Origin of the sequence: Kitasatospora herbaricolor (assembly GCF_030813695.1) — a bacterium.
In the GTDB taxonomy this organism is placed as follows: domain Bacteria; phylum Actinomycetota; class Actinomycetes; order Streptomycetales; family Streptomycetaceae; genus Kitasatospora; species Kitasatospora herbaricolor.
In genome coordinates, this window is record NZ_JAUSVA010000002.1 from 5,474,115 (window position 1) to 5,495,088 (window position 20,974).

Annotated in this window: 18 protein-coding genes, 1 pseudogene and 1 riboswitch; of the genes and pseudogenes, 16 read left to right on the forward strand and 3 right to left on the reverse strand. The window is 74.1% G+C overall.

Annotated features, from left to right (window positions below):
• Nucleotides 1-85: 85 nt before the first annotated feature.
• Complete coding sequence (locus J2S46_RS24315; RefSeq protein ID WP_191291153.1) at nucleotides 86-937, reverse strand: helix-turn-helix domain-containing protein; 852 nt, start codon at nucleotides 935-937, stop codon at nucleotides 86-88.
• Nucleotides 938-1,171: 234 nt separating this feature from the next.
• Between J2S46_RS24315 and J2S46_RS24320 the strand changes: the two genes are divergently transcribed.
• The 4 genes from J2S46_RS24320 (at nucleotide 1,172) to J2S46_RS24335 (ending at nucleotide 3,881) form a co-directional block, all read left to right on the forward strand.
• Entirely contained in the window at nucleotides 1,172-1,609 is a 438-nt protein-coding gene (locus J2S46_RS24320) for an ATP-binding protein (protein WP_191291154.1), read from the forward strand.
• 102 nt (nucleotides 1,610-1,711) lie between these two features.
• Nucleotides 1,712-2,167 carry a MarR family winged helix-turn-helix transcriptional regulator gene (locus J2S46_RS24325; protein ID WP_191291155.1) on the forward strand — a complete coding sequence of 152 codons (456 nt, stop codon included), beginning with the start codon at nucleotides 1,712-1,714 and terminating at the stop codon, nucleotides 2,165-2,167.
• A 78-nt stretch (nucleotides 2,168-2,245) separates the two neighbouring features.
• On the forward strand, nucleotides 2,246-3,043 hold the full coding sequence (locus J2S46_RS24330) for a formylglycine-generating enzyme family protein (RefSeq protein WP_191291156.1): 798 nt from the start codon (nucleotides 2,246-2,248) through the stop codon (nucleotides 3,041-3,043).
• 34 nt (nucleotides 3,044-3,077) lie between these two features.
• On the forward strand, nucleotides 3,078-3,881 hold the full coding sequence (locus tag J2S46_RS24335; protein ID WP_229912880.1) for a DUF5984 family protein: 804 nt from the start codon (nucleotides 3,078-3,080) through the stop codon (nucleotides 3,879-3,881).
• A gap of 52 nt (nucleotides 3,882-3,933) precedes the next feature.
• On the opposite strand, the gene J2S46_RS24340 is transcribed toward J2S46_RS24335, so the two are convergent.
• On the reverse strand, nucleotides 3,934-4,554 hold the full coding sequence (locus tag J2S46_RS24340; RefSeq protein WP_191291157.1) for a DUF4352 domain-containing protein: 621 nt from the start codon (nucleotides 4,552-4,554) through the stop codon (nucleotides 3,934-3,936).
• Between the two features lie 260 nt (nucleotides 4,555-4,814).
• Between J2S46_RS24340 and J2S46_RS24345 the strand changes: the two genes are divergently transcribed.
• From J2S46_RS24345 to J2S46_RS24365, 5 genes are all read left to right on the forward strand, one after another.
• The gene (locus J2S46_RS24345; RefSeq protein ID WP_191291158.1) at nucleotides 4,815-6,980 is read left to right on the forward strand and encodes an N-6 DNA methylase; all 2,166 of its coding nucleotides are present in this window, start codon (nucleotides 4,815-4,817) and stop codon (nucleotides 6,978-6,980) included.
• Nucleotides 6,981-7,122: 142 nt separating this feature from the next.
• Complete coding sequence (locus J2S46_RS24350; protein ID WP_191291159.1) at nucleotides 7,123-7,812, forward strand: hypothetical protein; 690 nt, start codon at nucleotides 7,123-7,125, stop codon at nucleotides 7,810-7,812.
• Nucleotides 7,809-9,704, forward strand: a complete 1,896-nt coding sequence (locus tag J2S46_RS24355) for a serine/threonine-protein kinase (protein WP_307351128.1) — start codon at nucleotides 7,809-7,811, stop codon at nucleotides 9,702-9,704. Before J2S46_RS24350 ends, J2S46_RS24355 begins: the two co-directional genes overlap by 4 nt.
• A gap of 302 nt (nucleotides 9,705-10,006) precedes the next feature.
• Nucleotides 10,007-10,630: a SurA N-terminal domain-containing protein gene (locus J2S46_RS24360; RefSeq protein WP_191291160.1), complete on the forward strand. Its 624-nt coding sequence runs from the start codon at nucleotides 10,007-10,009 to the stop codon at nucleotides 10,628-10,630.
• 133 nt (nucleotides 10,631-10,763) lie between these two features.
• On the forward strand, nucleotides 10,764-11,774 hold the full coding sequence (locus tag J2S46_RS24365) for a nucleoside triphosphate pyrophosphohydrolase (RefSeq protein ID WP_370882231.1): 1,011 nt from the start codon (nucleotides 10,764-10,766) through the stop codon (nucleotides 11,772-11,774).
• 99 nt (nucleotides 11,775-11,873) lie between these two features.
• Here the strand turns inward: J2S46_RS24365 and J2S46_RS24370 are convergent, their stop codons facing one another.
• Nucleotides 11,874-12,317 carry an SDR family NAD(P)-dependent oxidoreductase gene (locus J2S46_RS24370; protein ID WP_191291161.1) on the reverse strand — a complete coding sequence of 148 codons (444 nt, stop codon included), beginning with the start codon at nucleotides 12,315-12,317 and terminating at the stop codon, nucleotides 11,874-11,876.
• 147 nt (nucleotides 12,318-12,464) lie between these two features.
• On the opposite strand from J2S46_RS24370, the gene J2S46_RS24375 reads away from it, so the two are divergent.
• From J2S46_RS24375 to J2S46_RS24405, 7 genes and pseudogenes are all read left to right on the forward strand, one after another.
• Nucleotides 12,465-13,718, forward strand: a complete 1,254-nt coding sequence (locus tag J2S46_RS24375) for a cytochrome P450 family protein (RefSeq protein ID WP_191291162.1) — start codon at nucleotides 12,465-12,467, stop codon at nucleotides 13,716-13,718.
• Between the two features lie 229 nt (nucleotides 13,719-13,947).
• A riboswitch (cyclic di-AMP (ydaO/yuaA leader) is annotated at nucleotides 13,948-14,120 on the forward strand.
• Complete coding sequence (locus J2S46_RS24380; RefSeq protein ID WP_191291163.1) at nucleotides 14,120-15,064, forward strand: LysM peptidoglycan-binding domain-containing protein; 945 nt, start codon at nucleotides 14,120-14,122, stop codon at nucleotides 15,062-15,064. It overlaps the preceding riboswitch by 1 nt.
• 245 nt (nucleotides 15,065-15,309) lie before the next feature.
• Nucleotides 15,310-16,596: a phosphopyruvate hydratase gene (eno, locus tag J2S46_RS24385; protein ID WP_073925150.1), complete on the forward strand. Its 1,287-nt coding sequence runs from the start codon at nucleotides 15,310-15,312 to the stop codon at nucleotides 16,594-16,596.
• Nucleotides 16,597-16,738: 142 nt separating this feature from the next.
• Nucleotides 16,739-17,227 carry an FtsB family cell division protein gene (locus J2S46_RS24390; RefSeq protein ID WP_191291164.1) on the forward strand — a complete coding sequence of 163 codons (489 nt, stop codon included), beginning with the start codon at nucleotides 16,739-16,741 and terminating at the stop codon, nucleotides 17,225-17,227.
• Nucleotides 17,224-17,882: pseudogene (locus tag J2S46_RS24395) on the forward strand (DUF501 domain-containing protein). The gene J2S46_RS24390 and the pseudogene J2S46_RS24395 overlap by 4 nt, the downstream one beginning before the upstream one ends.
• Nucleotides 17,879-18,823, forward strand: a complete 945-nt coding sequence (locus J2S46_RS24400) for a Ppx/GppA phosphatase family protein (RefSeq protein ID WP_191291166.1) — start codon at nucleotides 17,879-17,881, stop codon at nucleotides 18,821-18,823. The pseudogene J2S46_RS24395 and the gene J2S46_RS24400 overlap by 4 nt, the downstream one beginning before the upstream one ends.
• Before the next feature lie 490 nt (nucleotides 18,824-19,313).
• Entirely contained in the window at nucleotides 19,314-20,681 is a 1,368-nt protein-coding gene (locus J2S46_RS24405; protein WP_190210605.1) for an NAD(P)/FAD-dependent oxidoreductase, read from the forward strand.
• The last annotated feature ends 293 nt before the right edge of the window (nucleotides 20,682-20,974 follow it).

The window sequence follows — 20,974 nt, forward strand, 5'->3', positions numbered from 1 at the left end:
ACGGAACCTGTCCGTCGGTGGAGGCCAGTTCGACAAAGGTGCCCCCTTGGACGAGGGGTGGACTTCTGTCGGACGGCGGAACCGCTCAGCGCTCCTTGAGGATGCGGACGATGAAGTCGCGTGACTCCTGCGGGCTGTGAGCCGAGTCCTGCACCTTGGCAAACAGGCGTCGGTGCTGGGAGAGCAGGGCTTCCGCGTCCACGAAGGTGCCCCGCACCGGCGAGTCGAAGTGCAAGGTGTCCAACTGAGGTACAGGTCCGGCCAGGTAGTACATGGAGCCGCTGGCGCCGGCGAATTCGGTGGCGGAGAACGGGATGACACGGATCTCCACGTTCGGCCGTTCCGACAGTTCCAGCAGCAGAGCCAGTTGTTCTCGGGCGGCCGTGGTGCCACCCACGTTCATCCGGAGCGCCGCTTCGTGGATGACGGCTTGCACGTCGGTGGCAGGAGTGCGCTGCAGGAGCACCCGTCGCTGAACGCGGAAGGCCACCTTGGCTTCCAGGTCGGCGGAGAGCATCCCGGGTACGTAGTAGTTGAACACGGCACGTGCGTGGGCCTCGGTCTGCATGAAGCCGGGAATCTCGGCGATGCGGACCGAACGCACCGATACGGCATGAAACTCGGCCTCGGCCAGATCGAGGAACCCGCGGGACAGGATGTCTCGGTATTCCTCCCACCAACCGCGCGTCCGATCTGTCGCCATCGCCACCAGGGCGTCGATCAGCGCGGTGTCGTCACAGGCGTAGTGGAAGGCCAGGCGCCGGATGCGGTCCGCGCTGGCGCCGACGCGCCCTGCTTCCAGGTTGGACATCTGGGCCTGGTCCGAGCCGATCAGGTTAGCGGCCGCACGCGCCGTCAGTCCTGCCTTCTCGCGGAGCTTTCTCAGCTCTGAGCCCAGGCGCTCATGGCGTGCGGACGGGTTGATCCTCGGTGGCATGCATCTCTTCCTTCGACCCGTCAGAAGTCTGACGCACTGGCCGTAGTCGGGGCCAGACACGTCCGGGTGAATCATGAGCACAAGGTTGTGCCGTAAAAATCTCGTGCCCTACCGTAAGTGTCGCATCGATCGCCCGGCGTAACCAATGTCGGTCGGAAGTGCAGCGCCCCGGCTCGCCCGGGCGCCAACGCCACCGCCCGACTCATGCCCGCATCCCCGTACGGAGGTCCCCTTATGACGATTGACGCTGCCTCGGACCGCCCCGAACCCTTCTGGTTCCCCCACTCCTGCACGATCCTGCTGCCGGCCGCCGCCATCGCGCCCAAGATCTGCCGGGACTTCGTCACCACCGTGCTGGACCTCATCGGGTTCGGGTACCTCGCCGAGCGGGCCGCGCTGTGCACCTCGGAGCTGGTGACCAACGCCCACCGGTACGCGGGCGGGCTGGTGCATCTCCAGTTCACGGCGGACCGGACGCGGGTCCGGGTCTCGGTCTACGACAGCAGTCCGGAGCGTCCGAGGCTCCGCCTCGCCACGGACGACCAGGTCGGCGGCCGGGGGCTCGGGCTGGTCGACGCGGTGGCCGACGACTGGGGGATCACCGACTCGCGGTCCGGGCTGCCGAGCAAGGGGGTCTGGTTCGAGCTGCACACGCTGCGCGCGGTGGCGTAGCCGGGCCGGCGGTCGGCCAAGTGGCTTGACCTCAAGTCGACTTGAACTCCTAGCGTGATCCCCGTACGAGCCCGCCGGGCAACGCAGGGGAAGGGCAGCACCATGGAACAGATGGACCTCACCGACGAACAGCTCGCCGGCCAGCCCGTCGGGTACTGGACGGGCGAGGCGCACGCCGCCGTGATCGCCTTCATCAACGCCGAGCAGGGCAAGCTCGGCGTCACCCAGCGGCACTGGATGACCCTGAACCGGCTGGCGATCGTCGACGGCGGCCTCACCCGGGAGGGCCTGGCCGAGGCGCTGGGGCCGTACATGACGCCGCAGATCGGCGAGGTGTCCACGTACGGCGTGGTCCTGGACGACCTGGTGGACCGTGGCTGGATCACCCCCGGCCCCGACGGCCGGTTGACCCTCACCGAGGCCGGCCACGCCGGCCGGGCCCGGCTGCTGGCGATCGCCCCCGGCGTCCGCGACCGGATCCACGAGGGCATCCCGGACGAGGAGTACGTCCTCGCGCTCAAGGTGCTCCGCCGCATGATCGCCAATGTGAGCGGCTAGTCCGGGGCTCCCGCGACCGGCCGGCGGCGGGGCCGCCCGTGCGGGGGTGTGTCGGACCCCGATGCGAGACTTCCGCCCATGAACCTCGCCGATCTGAGCCTCGACCGATGGCGGTCCACCGACCTCGTCACCGCCCGCGGCGTCGCCCGGCTGGCGGCGGACCGCGTGGGCGGCCGGGTGAGCGCGGTGGAGACCGTCGAGCACCTCGGTGCCCCGCTGCACCAGGTCCGGATCGAGCGGGACGGGCAGGAGTTCGCCCTGGTGCCCGGCGGTACGGTCACCCTGGGGTTCGACCTGGACGCCTGGCAGCCGACACCGGGGCAGCTGGCGGACTACCAGGAGAGCCTGGAGCAGGGCTTCGGCCACGGCCCGGACCTGCGGGCCCATCTCGCCCAAGTGCTCTCGCCGCGCCGGACGGTCACCCTGGCCGCTGTGCTGATGGCGGTGGAGGACGAGAACCTGACCGAACCGCCCGCCGACATGCCCGCCGTGCTCGCGGAGCGCGGCCTGCGGATGCCGACCCCCGACGAGTGGGAGCACGCCTGCGGAGCCGGAGCGGGCACGCTGTTCCGGTGGGGCGACGAGTGCCCGCTCGACCGCACCACCTACGAGGACGGCGACGGGCCCCAGCACCGGCCGAACGCCTTCGGCCTGCACATCGGGTACGACGTCTACCGCACCGAACTGAGCAGCGGCGTCGGCGCCGTCCACGGCGGGGACGGCGGCGAGTCGGTGTGCGGCGGCTACGGCACCCTGCTGGCCTGGCTGCCGCTGGCCACGGCCAACCACAACCCGTTCATGGCCGAGTTCGTCCACGGCCCGGACGGGGACGGCCTCTGCGAGGATTTCTCCACCCGTCCCGTGTTCGCGCTCTGAGGCTGGCGGCACCCGGCGGGAGGGAGGACGGCTCTTGGACGGCGGACTGCGGTTCCGGTTCGAGCTACGGGCGTCGGAGGATGTCGGCCCGTGGGGCGGTGAGCACCACCGGACCCTGCACTGGTTCGCGCTGACCCAGGGCTGGTACTGGATCGAGGCGGGCGGCCAGGAGCTGCTGCGGTACTCGGAGTCCACCCTGCGGCGGTGGCGCGAGGAGACCGGCGGCGAAGTCCGCCCGTACGCGGACCACTTCGTGGTCCGGATCTGGGAAGACGTCCTGGAGATCCTGGCGGACGTGCTGGAGCCGGTGCCGTCGGACCTGCTCGCGTTCGTGTCGGGCGACCTCTCCAGCCATCCGCTCTGGGACGAGGAGGACCTCACCCCGGAGGCCGAGGCGGCCGCCGACTGGCACGGGCGCCGGTCGATGTACACGGGCCCGCTGGTCAACGCTCCGCAGATGCGCTGGTGGCGGACGGTCGACGAGGCCGGGGACCGGATCACTCTCGACTGGACGCACGAGCCCGGCCACCGGATCGGGTTCGCCGCGTCGCCGGCCGGGCGGCTCGTCCTGCCGACCGACGACTTCCTCGCCGCTGTCGCCGAGTTGGACGGCGCGCTGCTGGCGGCGATGGAGCAGCGCGTCGCGACCCTGGAGGCTTCCGGTCCGCCGGCCGGTGTCGAGCTGGACCTGGAGCAGCTCCGCCGTGAGCACCGGGACCGGGCGGGGTGGCTGGAGCGGGCCCGTACCCGGACCTGTGCCACCGACTGGGCCGCCGTGCGGGCCGGGGCCCGGGAGTTCCTCGCGGCGGGCCCGGTCCTTTCGCCGGACGGGGCCTGAGCCCCGGCTCCGCCGGGGCGGTGCGCCGGGCATCCCCGGTGGTGAGGGGTGATCAGCCGATCTTCCACTGGCCGGTCTGGTCGGCGAAGCCGGCGTCCAGGCCGAACTGGATCTTGTCGAGCTTGGCGTCCTTCGGGACCTCGAAGGTGATGAAGCCCTTACCCGTCTCGCCGGGGGCGATGTTGGTGGGGGTCTGGAAGCTGGGCCCGGCGGTGGTGTCGGTGAAGCTCGGGCCGTAGGACTGGCCCTGGGTGTCCACCACCTTCGCGGCGCCGAGCGGGGCGTCGCTGTAGGCCTTGGTGCCGGTGGCCTTGATCTGGAACTGGACGGCCACCCAGCGCTTGCCGTCGGCGGGCTTGAGGTACTCGTCGCCGCTCTCGGCGTTGTCGACCACCTTCAGCGCCGTGACGTCGGCGGTGTTGCTCTTCTCCATGCCCTTGAGCGCGATGGTGTCGCCGACCTTGGCGGCCGCCGGGGCCTTGGCCGCGCCCTGGTCGGCCGGCTTGCCGCTGTCGGCCGGCTTCGCGGCGTCGGCGGCCGGGGCGGCGGCCGTCTGCTTGGGGGTGGTCGAGACGGAGGCGCCCGAGGTGCAGGCGGTGGCGCTCAGGGTGACCAGTGCGGCGCCGAGCAGGAGGGCGGCGGAGCGGCGGCGGGCGGTGGCGGTGAAGGACATGGCGGGCTCTCCCGATCGGTGAGGTGGGCGTCTCCGCTGCGGCGGCTGCCGCTGGAGGCGATGGGTAGATCACACCACTGGCTGTGAACAATGTCAACGGCAATCCAATAAACCTCTCTGTTCACGTGTGAACGGGTCCGAGTGTTCACGCTCGCTATGCTGTGTGGTCACACCGGTCTCGCGTCCCGGGCCGCGCCCTCGCCCGCACCGCACCCGCACCCGCACCCTGCAACCCCGCACCACGCGCCGAAGGAGCCCTCATGCCGGACCGCCCCGAGGTGACCGCGGTCGAGATCGCCAGGCTCGCCGGAGTGGGCCGGGCCGCCGTCAGCAACTGGCGCCGCCGCCACCCGGACTTCCCGCAGCCGGTCGGCGGCACCGACGCCAGTCCGACCTTCGCCCTGACGGAGGTCGAGAGCTGGCTGCAGGGCCAGGGCAAGATCGCCGAACTGCCCGCCCTGGAACGCGCCTGGCGACAGCTGGAGACCCTGCGCGACCCGGCCGGCCACCCCGCCGCCCCCCTCGTCCCGGCCGGGGCCTTCCTCCTCCTGCTGCACCGTGAGCCCGAGGCCTGGTCCGCCTTCGCCACGGAGCCCGACACGCGCCTCGCCACCGCCCTGCCCCGGGCACTCGCCCAGGCCGCCGCCCGGACCTTCGGCATCGAAGGCGCCACCCGGCTGGGCCTGCCCTCCCTCCTCGGCAGCACCTACCTGGACCTCGTCCGGCTGCTCGCCGTACTCGCCGGGCCCGCCGCCGGCCCGGCGGCCCACGCCCCCGCGGGCCCGGCCGCCGCCTTCGAGCGGCTGCTCACCCGGCACGCCGAGGCCAACACCCGCCAGCTCAGCCCCACCCCGCCCGAGGCGGCCGGACTGCTGGCCGCCGTCGCCGGGCCCGTCCTCGCCGCCCCGGGCGCGGCCGCCCTCGACCCGGCCGCCGGGCTGGGCGCCGTCCTGCTCGCCCTGCCGCCCGCCGTCGCCCGGTACGGTCAGGACCTCGACCCGGTGGCGGCCGCCCTCGCGCTGCTCCGGCTCGCCCTGCACACGCGGGCCGCCGAGCCCGGCCCGCTCCCGCTGGACCTGCGGGCCGGCGACTCGCTGCGCGCCGACGCGCACCCCGGCCTCGCCGTGGACGCGGTGCTCTGCCAGCCCCCGTACAACGAACGCGACTGGGGGCACGACGAGCTGCAGTACGACTCCCGCTGGCCCGCCGGGCAGCTGCCCCCGCGCGGCGAGTCCGAACTCGCCTGGGTGCTGCACTGCCTGGCGCACACCCGCCCCGGCGGCCTGACGGCCCTGCTGCTGCCGCCCACCGTCGCCTCCCGGCGGGCCGGCCGCCGGGTCCGCGCCGAACTGCTGCGCTCCGGCGCGCTGCGCGCCGTGATCGCCCTGCCGGCCGGCGCCGCCCCGCCGTACGGGGTGCCGCTGCACCTGTGGGTGCTGCGGCGGCCGGCGCCCGGCGACGACTTCCGACAGGTGCTGCTGCTCGACGCGGCCCCGCCCCAGGGCGCCGGCGAGGGCGGCCGTGACCGGGTCGACTGGCCCGAGCTGCGGGCCACCGTGACCGCCACCTGGCAGGCCTTCGACGAAGCCGCCGTCACCGGCCGGCCGGTGCCCGCCGACCGGCCCGGCGCCCACCGGGTGATGGCCGCGATCGACCTGCTGGACGACGAGACCGACCTCTCGCCCGCCCGGCACGTCCCGCCCGCCGCCCCGGCCGGCGACGCCCCCGCCCTCGCCCACCTGCGCGGACGGCTGACCGAACTGCTGGCCGGGATCGCCGAACAGGATGCCGCCCTGCCCGAGGCCGGCCCCGCCCGGCAGCCCGGCCATCCGCCGGCCGTCGTCACCGTCGGCGAGCTGATCCGGAGCGGCGCGCTGGAGGTCCTCTCCTCCGGACCGGGCGCGCCCGGCCGGCCCGCCGGCCACGGCGCCGAAGGCGTCCCCCTGCTGACGGACCAGGACCTGATCACCGGCAACCCGCCCGCCGCCGTGACCGACCCCGGCGCCCCGGACGCCCCCGTCCTCACCCGGTCCGGCGACGTCCTGGTGCCCGCCCTCGGCGGGGGCGTCGCCCGGGTCGTGCTGCCCGGCGGCCCGCTGGACGGCGTCGCGCTCGGCCGCCAGCTGCACCTGCTGCGGCCCGACCCGGCGCTGATCGACGCCGAGTTCCTGGCCGGCCAGCTGCGCTCCACCGCGCTCACCCGCCGCGCCGCCAGCCACGCCTCCACCACCGCCCGGCTCGACATCCGCCGGGTCGAGCTGCCGAGGCTCCCCCCGGAGCGGCAGCGCGTCCTCGGCGCCGCCTTCGCCCGGATCGCCGCCTTCGACACCGCCCTGCACCGGGCGGCGGCCCTCGGCCGCACCCTCGCCCAGGGCCTGACGGACGGTCTGGCGGACGGCACCCTGGAGCTGCCCGCGGGCGAGTGACGGGCGAGCGGCGGGGGTCCGTGGCATCGGCCGGCGCCGGCGGCGGTGCCGGAACCCCACCGGCGTGTCGGCCCGGAGGGTAGCGTGTGCGGGGGCTCGCACCCACCCCGTGAACCACCGTCACCACCGTTCAGGAGCGCACATGGCAGGGCACTACCCGGGCCAGTTCGGACCGCCGGCCGGCGGTCCCGCACCCGGTGGTGCGGACCAGCGGCCCCCCGGCCGGTTCGGTGCGCCGGGCCGGGTGCTCTGCTGCCTGGCACCGCTGCTGACCGTCGGATTCCTCGGCGTCGTCCCGTCGCTGCTGCTGGCCGTACGGCGCAAGCGGGTGGTCGACGTGATCGGCGCGGTGCTGTTCTGCCTGGTCTTCGTGGTCTTCCTGGTCAGCATCGCGCTCGCCGGGGGCGCCAAGCACGAGAACACCGCCGACACCACCGGCGCTGTCGCCATGGTGCTGCTCTGGCTGGGCGCGCCCCTGCACTACCTGGCGATGGACCGCCGGGCGCTGTGGCCCTCGCCGGTCCTGGCCGTGCCCGCGCCCTACTACCAGCCGGTCCAGCCCGTCCAGAGCGCCTGGTACCCGCCGCCCACCGCACCGCTGCCCGGTGCGCCCCTGCCCACGACCGGTCCGCCCGCGCCGGTGGCCGAGGCCGACCCGTACGCCCTGGTCGCCCGGTACCACGCCCCGGCGGCCACCCCGGCCCCCGCCGCGCCCGTCGCGCCTCTCACCGCCGAGCCGCCGGCCGCGGCGCCCGCCCCGGCCCGTACCGCCGACGACCTCCAGCAGCTCGGCGAGCTGCTGCGCCGGCAGTCCCGCGAAGGCCGGCCGTGACCGGGCCGAGAGTCGTCGGCGGTCGCTACCGGCTCGCGGAGAAGATCGGCCACGGCGGAATGGGCCAGGTCTGGGCGGCGTACGACGAGCGGCTGGACCGCCGGGTCGCCGTCAAGCTGCTGCACACCGACCACCTCCTGCCGGCCGGCACCACCGAGCCGCACCGCCGGAGCCGGGGCGAGGAACTGCGCCGCCGCTTCCTGCGCGAGTGCCGGATCACCGCCGCGCTCGACCACCCCGGCCTGGTCACCGTCTTCGACGCCGGGGAGGACGACGGCGAGCTCCACCTGGTGATGCAGCGCGTCCCCGGGCTGAGCCTGGCCGACCTGATCGCCGAGGAGGCGCCCTTCCCGATCGGGCACGCGACCGCCGTCGCCGCCCAGCTCTGCGCCGCGCTGGCCGTGGTGCACGCCGTCCCGGTGGTGCACCGGGACATCAAGCCCAGCAACGTGATGGTCCGTGAGGACGGCCGGGTGGTGCTGCTCGACCTCGGCATCGCCACCGCGGTGGAGGCCGACGCCACCCGGCTCACCCTCACCGGCGTGCCGATCGGCAGCCCCGCCTACATGGCGCCCGAACAGGCCCTCGCCGCCACCGCCGACGCCCGCAGCGACCTCTACGCCCTCGGCTGCCTGCTGCACGAGATGCTCTGCGGCGAGGAGCCGTTCCGCGCGCCCACCGCCCTCGGGGTGCTGCGCCGCCACGTGGACGAGCCGCCGGTACCGCTGCGCGAGCTGCGCCCCGAGGTGCCCGCCCCGCTGGAGGCGCTGGTCCTTGACCTGCTCGCCAAGCAGCCGGCCGACCGCCCGGCCGACGCCCAGCAGGTCTACGCCCGGCTGCTGCCGATGCTCCCGCCGCCGGCCGGGCCGCAGCCCCAGCCGCCGTACGGTCCGGTGCCCGACCCCACCCGCCCGTTCCGCTACCCGGGGCATCCGCGGCCGGCGCCCGTCCCGGTCGGGCCTCCGACGGCGGTCCCGCCACCCCCGGCGGAGTCCGTGCTCTCCCGGCAGCCGGACCCGGCGGGTCGGCCCGGCGCCGCCTCACCGGGACGCACGAAGCCGCGGCCGCTGATGATGACGGCGTTGCCCGGCGACCCCGCCCGGGGCGCGCACCCCTCGCCGGCCGGCCCGCAGTCGTGGCCGCAGGCCGCGCACGGCCCGGTGGCGCAGCCCCCGGCTGTCGGCGACCTCGCCGCGGCCTGCGCGGACCTGTCCGACCTGGTCGCTGCGAAGCGCCACGCCGAGGTCATCGACCTGGCCGCCCGGCTGCTGCCGCGGGCCCGCGCCGAGCACGGCGACGGCGCGCCGCTGGTCCACACCATCCGGACCATCTACGCCCGGACCCTGCTGCAGGAACGCCGGTTCCGGGACGCGCTGCCCGAGTACCTGCTGCTGGCCGGCACCGCCGAGGGCGGGCCGCACGGGCCGCAGGGCCTGGACCACCGGTACCGGGCGGCCGACTGCCTGGAACAGCTCGGCGAGCCGGCGCGGGCGCTGGCCGAGTACCAGGCACTGCTCGCGGCCCACTCGGCCCGGCTGGACGCCGGCCTCGATTCCGCTCCCGAGCGGGTGCACGACCTGCGCGAGCGGATCGGACTGCTGCTCGCCGCCGCCGGCGACCCGGAGAGCGCCTGGCAGTGGCTGCTCCAGCTGCTGCTCGACCGCGAACGGCTGCTCGGCCCGCACCACCCGGACGTCCGACGCCTGCGGCAGAGCCTCGACCAGCTCCAGCAGCACCGCCGGACGGGGAACCCGCCGGCGGTGCTGCTGGATGTCGCCCCCGGCCGGGTGCCCGCCCCCGGCCAGCCGCCGGCGACCCCGCCGGCCTTCGACCCCCGCTCGGCGGGTTGGCCCACGCCGGCCCCCGGCAACCCGTACGCGACCGGGCGCTGACCGGCCGGACCCGCGACGGGCCGGGTTCGCCCGTTCGGAGCACGGTCCCCGACGGCGGGCACCGGTCGACCTACGCTCGGGGCACGCCCGGCGCTCCGGGCGCATCCGCCCCGCGCGGGTACGCCGACGCGCGCCCAGGTGCGCGAGCGGCCGCCGTGCGCGCCGAGCGCTCCCGCCCGGAGGCCCGCGCGCCGAAGCCGCGCCGACCGTACGCGCTCCGCCCGCTCCGCCCGCACGGTCGGTCAGCACCGCCGGTCCGGGCCCGTCCGCACCCCGCCGCACCCTCTGGGGAGGCTCCCGCCATGAACCGCCTGGCCACCGTCCGTCGCGCGCTCGCCCCCGCCGCCCGGGCGCTGCCCGTGCTCGCGGCCGGCCTCGGCGCGCTGCTGCTCTGCTCCTGCGGCGGGCCCGTGCAGGCGGGCGCCGCGGCGGTGCTGGACGGCGAGCGGATAAGCCTCACGGCGGTGCAGGAGCGGGTGGCCGAGCTGCGCACGGTCACCGCGGCCTCGCCGGGGGACGCCGACGCGGGGGCGGAGGGGCTGGCGCGCCGGGCGGTCACCCAGCTGGTGCTGGACGCCCTGGTGTCCCGGGCGCTGGCCGACCGCGGGCTGAGCGTCGGCGCCGGCGAGGCGGCTGCGGCCCGCGCCGCGGACGAGGTCTGGGCGGGCGGCTCGGCTCGGCTCGAACAGCTGCTGGCCGCCCGGGGCGTCCCCGCGGTCGAGGTCGACCGGTACTACCTGCAGCAGGTGGGCATCCGCCGGCTGGCGGCGGCCCGGGGGCAGGACGCCGGGACGGAGGCCGGGGACACCGAGGTCCGGCGGGCACTGGCCGAGGCGGCGGCCGCCCTGCACGTCCGGGTCAATCCCCGGTACGGCAGCTGGGACGCGCAGCGGGTCGTCCTCGCACCGGACCGGCCCGACCGCTGAGCCCGACCCGCCGACCCGCCGACCCTTGACCCGCCGACCCGCCGAGGCCGCCGCCCGCCGGGCCCGGGGCGCCCGCCGTCCACCGCTCGGCGGCGGTGCCCGGGGCCCGCCCGCGGACCGGTAGGTTCGGAGGGTGACCACGTCTACGGCAGCCCCGAAGCTGATCCTGCTCACCACCACCCACCGGGTCGCCCCCGGTCTGATGTCCTGGCCGGCCTGGGAGGCCCTGCGCGGCGCGGACCTGGTGCTGGCGGCGGACCCGGAGCACCCGCAGCTGGCGGCCGTCCGGCAGGCGGGGGTCCAGGTGGAGATCGTCGAGCGCGGCACCGCCCCGGCGCTGGCCCGCCGGCTGTCCGCCGGGTCCGAGCGGGTCACCGTCTGGCTGGGCAGCCCGGACGGCGACCCGGGCCTGACGGACGCCCTCGCCCGCCTCGCGGTCGAGGAGGCCGGGGCGGTGCCCGAGATCGAGCTGCTGCCCGGGTCGTACGACCTGCCCGGCGCGCGGCTGCTCGACCTGGCCTCGGTGATGGACCGGCTGCGGTCGCCCGGCGGCTGCCCGTGGGACGCCGAGCAGACCCACGCCTCCCTGGTGAAGTATCTGGTGGAGGAGGCCTTCGAGCTGGTCGAGGCGATCGAGGAGGGTGACCGCGAGACGCTCCGCGAGGAGCTGGGGGACGTCCTGCTGCAGGTGTTCTTCCACTCCCGGATCGCCGAGGAGCACCCCGAGGACCCGTTCTCGATCGACGACGTGGCGGGCGACATCGTCGAGAAGCTGATGTACCGCCACCCGCACGTCTTCGGCGACGTCGAGGCGGAGGGGACGGCCGCGGTCGAGGCGAACTGGGAGCAGCTGAAGGCGGCCGAGAAGCAGCGCGAGTCCGTCCTGGACGGCGTGCCGGCCGGCCTGCCGGCGCTGGCGTACGCGGCGAAGCTGGTCTCCCGGGTGCGGCGTGCGGGCTTCACCGCCGTGCCGGACGCCCCGTACGAGCTGCCGGCGGAGCTGACCGCGGAGTCGGCGGGCCGGCTGCTGCTCGCGGTGGCGCAGCGGGCGCACGACGCCGGCGTGGACGTGGACGCGGCGCTCCGGGCGAGTGCCCGCGGCTACCGCCGGGAGGTCCGGGCGGCGGAGGGCCTGACGGACTGAACCGGGCGGACTGACACCGGCGGCCCCGGCGCGCGGCGGCACGGGCGCGGGTAGCCGGCCGCACGCGGTGCGGCCGGTCGGGATGGGGCGGGGCCGGCCTCAGCCGCGCTCGGTGCCCGCGGCGGTGCCGGTGAGCGCCTGGTCGTCCGCGGCCCGGCGCTGCGGCGGGATGACCTCGCTGATCGCCTCGCCGACGAGGGCGAGCAGTTCGGCGAGCCGGTCGAGGTGGTCGGGCAGCTCGGCCAGCGAGACGATCCGCTCGCCGTCGGGCCCGGCCACGCAGAACAGGTCGATCGGGCCGAGGTGCTTCTCCGCGGTGTCGACCAGGGCGGCCACGTCGCTGGGGCGGTGGATGTCGCCGCACACCCCGACCACCGGGCAGCCCGGGCGGTCGAGTTCGGCGGCGAGGTCCTCGGCCCGGTTGGGGTGCTGGTCGGCGATGAGCACCCCGGCGGCGCCGGCGGCCGTGAACCGGCGGGCCAGGTCGGCGCCCGAACCGCCGTCCAGTACCGCGATGACCACCACTGCCCCGGCTACCCGCATGGGTGCGCTCCTCCCTGTGGGCGACACCGCACCGGCGCCCACCAAAGACATGTCGGAGGATCCTAGGCACGTCACGACCCTCCGCAACAGGGATTACCCATCAGGTGACCAGGCTCACGCCTGCCGGCCACCGGATACGGTCAGGACATGCCGGATCAGCCGAACCCCGCCCAGCCTCCCCTCTTCACGTGGGAGTTCGCCGCCGACCCCTACCCCGCGTACGCGTGGCTGCGCGAGCACTCCCCGGTGCACCGCACCACGCTGCCGAGCGGGGTGGACGCCTGGCTGGTCACCCGGTACGCGGACGCCCGGCAGGCGCTGGCCGACGGCCGGCTCTCGAAGAACCCGGCGCACCACAGCGAGCAGGCGCACCGCACCGGGCGGGTGGGGATCCCGGGCGAGCGCAGCGCCGACCTGATGACGCACCTGCTGAACATCGACCCGCCGGACCACACCAGGCTGCGGCGGCTGGTGTCGAAGGCGTTCACGCCGCGCCGGGTGGCGGAGTTCGAGCCGCGGGTGCAGCAGCTGACCGACCGGCTGATCGACTCCTTCGCCGGGCGCGGCTCGGCCGACCTGATCCACGAGTTCGCCTTCCCGCTCCCCATCTACGCGATCTGCGACCTGCTCGGCGTCCCGCCGCAGGACCAGGACGACTTCCGCGACTGGGCGGGCATGATGATCCGGCACGGCGGCGGTCCGCGCGGCGGGGTGGCCCGCGCGGTGAAGCGGATGCGCTCCTACCTGCTGGAGCTGATCCACCGCAAGCGGGCCGACCTGGGCGACGACCTGATCTCCGGGCTGATCCGGGCCAGTGACCACGGTGAGCACCTCACCGAGAACGAGGCCGCCGCGATGGCCTTCATCCTGCTGTTCGCGGGCTTCGAGACCACGGTCAACCTGATCGGCAACGGCCTGTACGCCCTGCTGCGCCACCCCGGGCAGCGGGCCCTGCTGCAGGACTCGGTGGCGGCGGGGGAGACCGGGCTGCTGGCCACGGCGGTGGAGGAACTGCTGCGCTACGACGGTCCGGTGGAGCTGGCCACCTGGCGGTTCGCGACCCACCCGCTGACGATCGGCGGGGTGGACATCCCGGTCGGCGACCCGGTGCTGGTGGTGCTGGCGGCGGCGGACCGCGATCCGGCGCGTTTCGCGGACGAGAACACCCTCGACATCGCCCGGAAGGACAATCCGCATCTCGGTTTCGGCCACGGGATCCACTACTGCATCGGCGCACCGCTGGCCCGGCTGGAAGGCCAGGCCGCGCTGGCCACGCTGCTCACCCGGCTGCCTGATCTGCGGCTTGCGGCGGAACCGGAGGAACTTCGCTGGCGTGGTGGGCTGATCATGCGTGGGCTTCGTGAACTCCCGGTCGAATTCACTCCGGCGAAGGCGCTCTGACCGGCCGGGAAACGCTGACGGCGTGTCGGACAGGATCGCTCACGGACGCTCAGAACACGCATCAATACGGACAAATGGGCGTGGTTTGTGAACGATCCGCCGACTGTCGTAATTTCCGTGTGATGTATGCGATATGAGCTTGTGATTGATGTGAGGATCTGTCTACTCTCCCTGGTGTTCGCAGCTGCGAACACCCGTGCGCGGAACGCCGAGTCCTGCCCGCCGCGCGTCCGGGAAACCGACCAGACCCTTGGGCAGGGGCGGGGGACCCAGGATTTTCTGCCGTTCCCCACGGCTTGGGGTGAAGCCGCATCAGGTGGAAGAAGGATTCCGCCCGAGGCGGCCGGGCCACCTCCCGGTCCGAACCCGACAGCTCACCTCGCAGGCGTGCGGAGAGGGACATGTCCATGCTGTTCGTTGGTAACGGTCGTCACCGTCGTCGTACCCAGGCCGAGAAGGCGATCGCCGTGGCGGGCGTCGCCGGGGTCGGACTCGCGATGCCGCTCCTCGCCGCCACCGGCGCCCACGCGGCCCCCGTGTCCGTCTGGGACAAGGTCGCCCAGTGCGAGAGCGGCGGGAACTGGAGCATCAACACCGGCAACGGGTACTACGGCGGACTCCAGTTCAGCCAGAGCACCTGGAAGGCCTACGGCGGCGGCCAGTACGCCCCGCAGGCGCACAAGGCCAGCAAGGGCCAGCAGATCGCCGTCGCGGAGAAGGTCCTCTCCTCGCAGGGCCCGGGTGCCTGGCCGGTCTGCTCGGTCAAGGCCGGCCTGACGAAGGGCGGCGCCTCCGCCCAGGTCGACACCGCCGACGCCACCACGCAGAGCGCCTCGCAGGACGCCGGCACCCGGAGCGTGCAGCCCGCTCCCGCCGCCAAGCCCGCCAAGCCGGCGCAGTCGAAGCCGGCCCGGGCCACCCGGGCGAAGGTCTCGACGGACGGCCAGGGCTCCCCGTCCGGCCGCGGCGAGGCCCAGGACCCGGACTTCTCCGGCCGCACCGGCTGGGACGCGGCCAACAAGGTCTTCTGGTACCAGGTGGACGGCGGCTGGCACTGGACGAGCCACCAGGACGTCTACGACCGCCACGCCGACGACGACACGCCGCAGGCCCGTACCGCCGCCGCGGCCGCCCCCGCGGCCGAGGCCGCTCCCGCCGCGCCGGTCACCCCCGCCGCCGCGACGACCGGCCGGGCCTACACCGTCCAGCCCGGCGACACCCTCGGCGGGATCGCCGGCAGCCAGGGCGTGGCCGGCGGCTGGGGCGCGCTGTACGACGGCAACCGCACCGTGGTGGGCGGCGACCCGGACCTCATCCTGCCGGGCCAGGTCCTGAACCTCGGCTGAGCACGGCGCGCGGGGCCGTGCCGTCCGGTACGGCCCCCTTCGCCCCCTTTCGCCCCGCTCCGGGTGCATCCCGTGGGGCATCCAGGTGAACTACCGGCGGGTAGCCGGGCCACACGCTGAGACGGGACCGAGGTCGACGTGGCCGGGAGAGCCCGTGCGGTTAGGCTCTGGTCGTAACGACTCCGCAATCGTCCGCCGGACTCCACAACGGTCCGCGGATACCTGCTTCCGCTAGGAGATGCCTCGTGCCGTCCATTGATGTCGTCGTAGCCCGTGAGATTCTCGACTCGCGTGGCAACCCCACGGTCGAGGTCGAGGTCGGCCTCGACGACGGCAGCACCGGCCGTGCCGCTGTCCCGTCCGGCGCCTCCACCGGTGCCTTCGAGGCGCTCGAACTGCGCGACGGCGACAAGAACCGCTACTTCGGCAAGGGCGTGGAGAAGGCCGTCCTGGCCGTCATCGAGCAGATCGGCCCGGAGCTCGTCGGCTACGACGCCACCGAGCAGCGCCTGATCGACCAGGCCATGCTCGACCTGGACGCCACCCCGGACAAGTCCTCGCTCGGCGCCAACGCCATCCTCGGCGTCTCGCTCGCCGTGGCGCACGCCGCCTCCGAGGCCTCGGACCTGCCGCTGTTCCGCTACCTCGGCGGTCCCAACGCGCACGTCCTGCCCGTCCCGATGATGAACATCCTCAACGGCGGCTCGCACGCGGACTCCAACGTCGACATCCAGGAGTTCATGATCGCTCCGATCGGCGCGGAGTCCTTCTCCGAGGCCGTCCGCTGGGGCGTCGAGGTCTACCACACGCTCAAGGGCGTGCTGAAGGAGCGCGGCCTCTCCACCGGTCTGGGCGACGAGGGCGGCTTCGCCCCGAACCTGGACAGCAACCGCGAGGCGCTCGACCTCATCGTCGAGGCCATCAAGAAGGCCGGCTACGTGCCCGGCAAGGACGTCGCGCTGGCGCTGGACGTCGCCGCCTCCGAGTTCTTCAAGGACGGCGCCTACCAGTTCGAGGGCAAGGGCCTCACCTCGGCCGAGCTCATCGACTACTACGCCGACCTGGTCGCCTCGTACCCGCTGGTCTCCATCGAGGACCCGCTGGACGAGCAGGACTGGGACGGCTGGAAGGCCATGACCGTCAAGCTCGGCGACAAGGTCCAGCTGGTCGGCGACGACCTGTTCGTCACCAACCCGGTCCGCCTCGCCAAGGGCATCGAGACCGGCACCGCCAACGCGCTGCTGGTGAAGGTCAACCAGATCGGCTCGCTCACCGAGACCCTGGACGCCGTCGAGCTGGCCCAGCGCAACGGCTACCGCTGCATGATGTCGCACCGCTCCGGCGAGACCGAGGACGTCACCATCGCCGACCTCGCCGTCGCCACCAACTGCGGCCAGATCAAGACCGGCGCCCCGGCCCGCTCCGAGCGCGTCGCCAAGTACAACCAGCTGCTGCGCATCGAGGAGATCCTCGACGACGCCGCCGAGTACGCCGGCCGGGGCGCCTTCCCGCGCTACAAGTACGAGGCCTGATCCCGCCACGAGGGCCGACGCCCTCGGCGGGAGACGCCCCCGGAGCACGGGGGCGGACACACAGCCGCTGCACCGGTGCCCCGGCTCTCACCCCGTAGGGTGGGGGCCGGGGCACCGGCGCGACCAGGAGGGGTAACGGGAGATGGCAGGCTGGAAGATTCCGGGCTTCGCGGCGCGCCCGCGATTCACGAGCCGGGCGACCGTGCTCGTCCTGGTGCTCTGCTCCCTGGTGGCGATCCTCGCCTACCCCACCCGCCAGTTCATCTCCCAGCGCTCGGAGATCTCCGCCCAGCGCGCCCGGGCCGAGCACGCCCGGCAGCAGGTCGAGCAGCTCCGCCGGGAGAAGGCCCGCTGGCAGGACCCGGAGTTCGTCAAGGCGCAGGCCCGGGCCCGGCTGCACTACGCGATGCCGGGGGAGACCCCGTTCATCTCCGTGGACCCGGCCGCCGGCGCCACCAAGTCCTCCTCCTCGGCCGGCGCAGCCGGCCCGGCGAAAGCCGCCAAGCCCTGGTACGCGAGCGTCTGGGACTCCGTGGACGCCGCCGACACGGCCGCCCTGGCCCCGCCCGCGGCCCCGGCCGCCGCCCCCGCCCCTGCCCCCGCTAGAGACAGCTCTCCCCATGACCACTGAGAACACCCCCTCCGCCTCCGCCGCCACCCCCGGTGCGGCCGTCGCGGACTCCGACGTCGCCGCGATCGCCGCCCAGCTCGGACGGGTTCCGCGCGGCCTGCGCGGCGTCGCCCACCGCTGCCCCTGCGGCAACCCGGACGTCGTGGAGACGGCCCCCCGCCTCGCGGACGGCACGCCGTTCCCCACCCTCTACTACCTGACCTGCCCCAAGGCCGCCTCGCTGATCGGCACCCTGGAGGCGGACGGCGTGATGAAGGAGCAGACCGCCCGGCTCGCCGAGGACCCGGAACTGGCCGCCGCCTACCGGTCGGCGCACGAGGACTACATCGCCCGCCGGGACGCGATCGAGGTGCTGGAGAACTTCCCCAGCGCCGGCGGCATGCCGGACCGGGTGAAGTGCCTGCACGTGCTGGTCGGCCACTCGCTGGCGGCCGGGCCCGGGGTCAACCCGCTCGGCGACGAGGCGATCGGGATGCTGGAGGACTGGTGGGCCAAGGGCCCGTGCGTCTCCGCCGCCGAGGTGGCCGAGAGCGCCGCCCGGGTCGCCGAGCAGCGGGCCACCGCCGAGGACCACGCGGCCGTGATCGCCGCCAAGGAGCAGCTGGCGGCCGAGCGCGCCGCGAAGAAGCGCGCGGCCGAGGAGGAGGGCGCATGACCACCACCAGGGTGGCCGCGATCGACTGCGGCACCAACTCGATCCGCCTGCTGGTCGCCGACCTCGACCCGGAGACCGGTGCGATCACCGACCTCGACCGCCGGATGGTCATCAACCGGCTCGGCCAGGGCGTCGACCGGACCGGCCGGCTCGCCCCCGAGGCGCTGGAGCGGACCTTCGCGGCCTGCCGCGAGTACGCCGAGGTGATCAGCTCCTACGGGGTCGCTCCGGAGCGGATCCGCTTCGTGGCGACCAGCGCCTCGCGCGACGCCGAGAACAGCGACGAGTACACCGAGGGCGTCCGGGGCATCCTGGGCGTGGCCCCCGAGGTGGTCAGCGGGGACGAGGAGGCGCGGCTCTCCTTCGTCGGCGCGACCAAGGAGCTCACCGGCGGTCAGTTCCCCTCGCCCTACCTGGTCTTCGACCTGGGCGGCGGCTCCACCGAGTTCGTGCTGGGCACGGACGACGTGCAGGCGGCCCGCTCGGTGGACATCGGCTGCGTCCGGCTCACCGAGCGCCACTTCGCCGGCGCCGAGCTGCCCACGCTGGGGCAGATCTCCGCCGCCAAGGCGCACATCCGGGGCGAGCTGGACAAGGCCGCCGAGGACGTCCGGCTGACCGGGGCGGCCACCCTGGTCGGCCTGGCCGGCACCGTCACCACGGTGTCCGCGATCGCACTGGAGCTGCCCGAGTACGACTCGGAGCGGATCCACCACTCGCGGATCTCGCGCGACCAGGTCGCGGAGATCGCCGGGCGGCTGCTGGCCTCCACGCACGCCGAGCGCGCGGCGATCCCCGCCATGCATCCGGGGCGGGTCGACGTGATCGCGGCCGGTGCGCTGGAGCTGCTGGAGATCATGGGGCGGACCGGCGCCGCCGAGGTGGTCGTCAGCGAGCACGACATCCTGGACGGCATCGCCTGGAGCGTCGTCCGGGCCTGACGGCCGGGTGCCCTCCGGGCCCCGTCCGAGTCCGACCTGCGGGCCCCTGTCGGCCCCGCCCGCCCCTTGCGGGGCTTACGTTTCCGGCCCCGGAGCGCCTGATCGGCGCCCGGGGCCGCGCCGCGCGCGGGGCCGGGCGAGAAAGTTCGTGAATTTCTTCACATGGCGATCCCCGCTTTCGGTGCACTGAGGGGTCCGCTACGTCCGATATGTGGGACCGAAGGTCGTCCGCAGGCGTAGGCCGCTGGTTCGCAGGCCGTCCCGCGCTCCGGCGGTGGAATCGCAATCGGCAGTGGGGAACCCAAGCGCCGCACGGATCGTTGCTGCTCACGCGGGTCGATCGAACGATTGTGCTCACAGGCAACAGCTGTTACGAGTGAGCGGAAGTCCCGCCCCGCCCCGAGTGGCCGCGTAGTGTAGCACAGGGTGTCCAGACCCCTGTGACGGGCCTCACGAAGGGCGCCTCGGACGGTGCTGGATACTTTCGGATATGAGCACCACGGAGCGTCCTCGCATCCTCATTGTCGGCGGTGGTTACGTCGGCCTGTATGCCGCGATGCGCATCCTCAAGAAGATGCGCTACGGGGAGGCGACCGTCACGGTCGTCGACCCGCGGTCGTACATGACGTACCTGCCCTTCCTCCCCGAGGCGGCCGGCGGCAACGTCGCGCCTCGCAACCTCGTCGCGCCGCTGCGCAGCGCCCTCAAGAACGCGGAGGTGCTCACCGGTCACGTGACCGGCGTGGACCACGCGCGCAAGGTCGCCACCATCGCGCCGCCGGCCGGCGGGACCTACGAGCTGCCCTTCGACTACCTCGTCGTGGCCACCGGCTCGGTCTCCCGCACCTTCCCGATCCCCGGCCTGGCCGAGCACGGCATCGGCATGAAGACGGTCGAAGAGGCGATCAGCCTCCGCAACCACGTCATGGCGCAGCTGGACAAGGCCGAGTCCACCACGGACCCGGACGTCCGTCGCAAGGCCCTCACCTTCGTGGTCATCGGCGGCGGCTTCGCCGGCGTCGAGACCATCGCCGAGGTCGAGGACATGGCGCGGGACGCGGCGAAGATCTACAAGACCGTCAGCCGCGACGACATGCGCTTCATCCTGGTGGAGGCGGCCAACCGCATCCTCCCGGAGATGGGCCCGGACCTCGGTCTGTGGACCAAGGAAAAGCTCGAAGAGCGCAACATCGAGATCTACATCGAGACCTCGATGGACTCCTGCGTCGACCAGCACGTCGTGCTGAAGAACGGCGTCGAGGCCGACGCCTCCACCATCGTGTGGACGGCGGGCGTCAAGCCCAACCCGGTCCTGAACCACTTCGGCCTGCCGCTCGGCCCCCGTGGCCACGTCGACACCGCGCCGACCCTCCAGGTCCAGGGCTTCGACTACGTCTGGGCCGCCGGCGACAACGCCCAGGTGCCTGACCTCGCCGTCGGCGAGGGCGCCTGGTGCCCGCCGAACGCGCAGCACGCCGTCCGTCAGGCGATCGTCCTCGGCGACAACGTGATCGCGGGCATGCGGGGCTTCCCGCAGGCCACGTACAAGCACAAGAACCTCGGTGCGGTGGCCGGTCTCGGCCTGCACAAGGGCGTGGCGATCCTCTTCGGCAAGTACAAGCTGAAGGGCCGTCCGGCCTGGTGGTTCCACCGCCTGTACCACGGCAGCCGGGTACCGACCATGAACCGCAAGGTCCGGGTCTTCACCGACTGGACCCTCGCGATGTTCCTCAAGCGCGAGACCGTCGGCCTCGCCGAGATGGAGAAGCCGTTCGAGGCCTTCCAGGAGGCGACCGCGCCGGCCCCCAAGCCGGTCGAGGCCAAGCCCGCCGAGAAGGAACTCGCCACCAGCAAGTAACGACCCGGCCCGGGCGTGGGAGCGCCCGGGTATGTGTCGGAGGCCCTCCGCCCGGCAGTGTCGCCGGACCACGACCTCCGTGGTGCTCAGCCGGCCGTGCGACCGGGCGGAGTACAGCAGTAGCGAGACGGACCGATACGAGAAGGACCCCGCCGCCCCCTCCCTCAGGGGCCGAGGCGGGGTCCTTCTCGCATGTCCGCCGCCGCACCGCCGTGGCGTGGCGCCGCGGCGGTGCGCGGGGCGCCCGGGCGGGGCCGTCGAGCGGCCACCGGCCCGGGACGGACGCGGAGGAC

Bases quoted from the DNA above. Each gene is read 5' to 3' on its own strand.
- J2S46_RS24320 (WP_191291154.1), top strand. From the start codon at position 1,172: ATGACGATTGACGCTGCCTCGGACCGCCCCGAACCCTTCTGGTTCCCC.
- J2S46_RS24400 (WP_191291166.1), top strand. From the start codon at position 17,879: ATGACCACCACCAGGGTGGCCGCGATCGACTGCGGCACCAACTCGATC.
- J2S46_RS24375 (WP_191291162.1), top strand. From the start codon at position 12,465: ATGCCGGATCAGCCGAACCCCGCCCAGCCTCCCCTCTTCACGTGGGAG.
- J2S46_RS24405 (WP_190210605.1), top strand. From the start codon at position 19,314: ATGAGCACCACGGAGCGTCCTCGCATCCTCATTGTCGGCGGTGGTTAC.
- J2S46_RS24315 (WP_191291153.1), bottom strand. From the start codon at position 937: ATGCCACCGAGGATCAACCCGTCCGCACGCCATGAGCGCCTGGGCTCA.
- J2S46_RS24360 (WP_191291160.1), top strand. From the start codon at position 10,007: ATGAACCGCCTGGCCACCGTCCGTCGCGCGCTCGCCCCCGCCGCCCGG.
- J2S46_RS24330 (WP_191291156.1), top strand. From the start codon at position 2,246: ATGAACCTCGCCGATCTGAGCCTCGACCGATGGCGGTCCACCGACCTC.
- J2S46_RS24325 (WP_191291155.1), top strand. From the start codon at position 1,712: ATGGAACAGATGGACCTCACCGACGAACAGCTCGCCGGCCAGCCCGTC.
- J2S46_RS24380 (WP_191291163.1), top strand. From the start codon at position 14,120: ATGTCCATGCTGTTCGTTGGTAACGGTCGTCACCGTCGTCGTACCCAG.
- J2S46_RS24345 (WP_191291158.1), top strand. From the start codon at position 4,815: ATGCCGGACCGCCCCGAGGTGACCGCGGTCGAGATCGCCAGGCTCGCC.
- J2S46_RS24370 (WP_191291161.1), bottom strand. From the start codon at position 12,317: ATGCGGGTAGCCGGGGCAGTGGTGGTCATCGCGGTACTGGACGGCGGT.
- J2S46_RS24390 (WP_191291164.1), top strand. From the start codon at position 16,739: ATGGCAGGCTGGAAGATTCCGGGCTTCGCGGCGCGCCCGCGATTCACG.
- J2S46_RS24340 (WP_191291157.1), bottom strand. From the start codon at position 4,554: ATGTCCTTCACCGCCACCGCCCGCCGCCGCTCCGCCGCCCTCCTGCTC.
- J2S46_RS24350 (WP_191291159.1), top strand. From the start codon at position 7,123: ATGGCAGGGCACTACCCGGGCCAGTTCGGACCGCCGGCCGGCGGTCCC.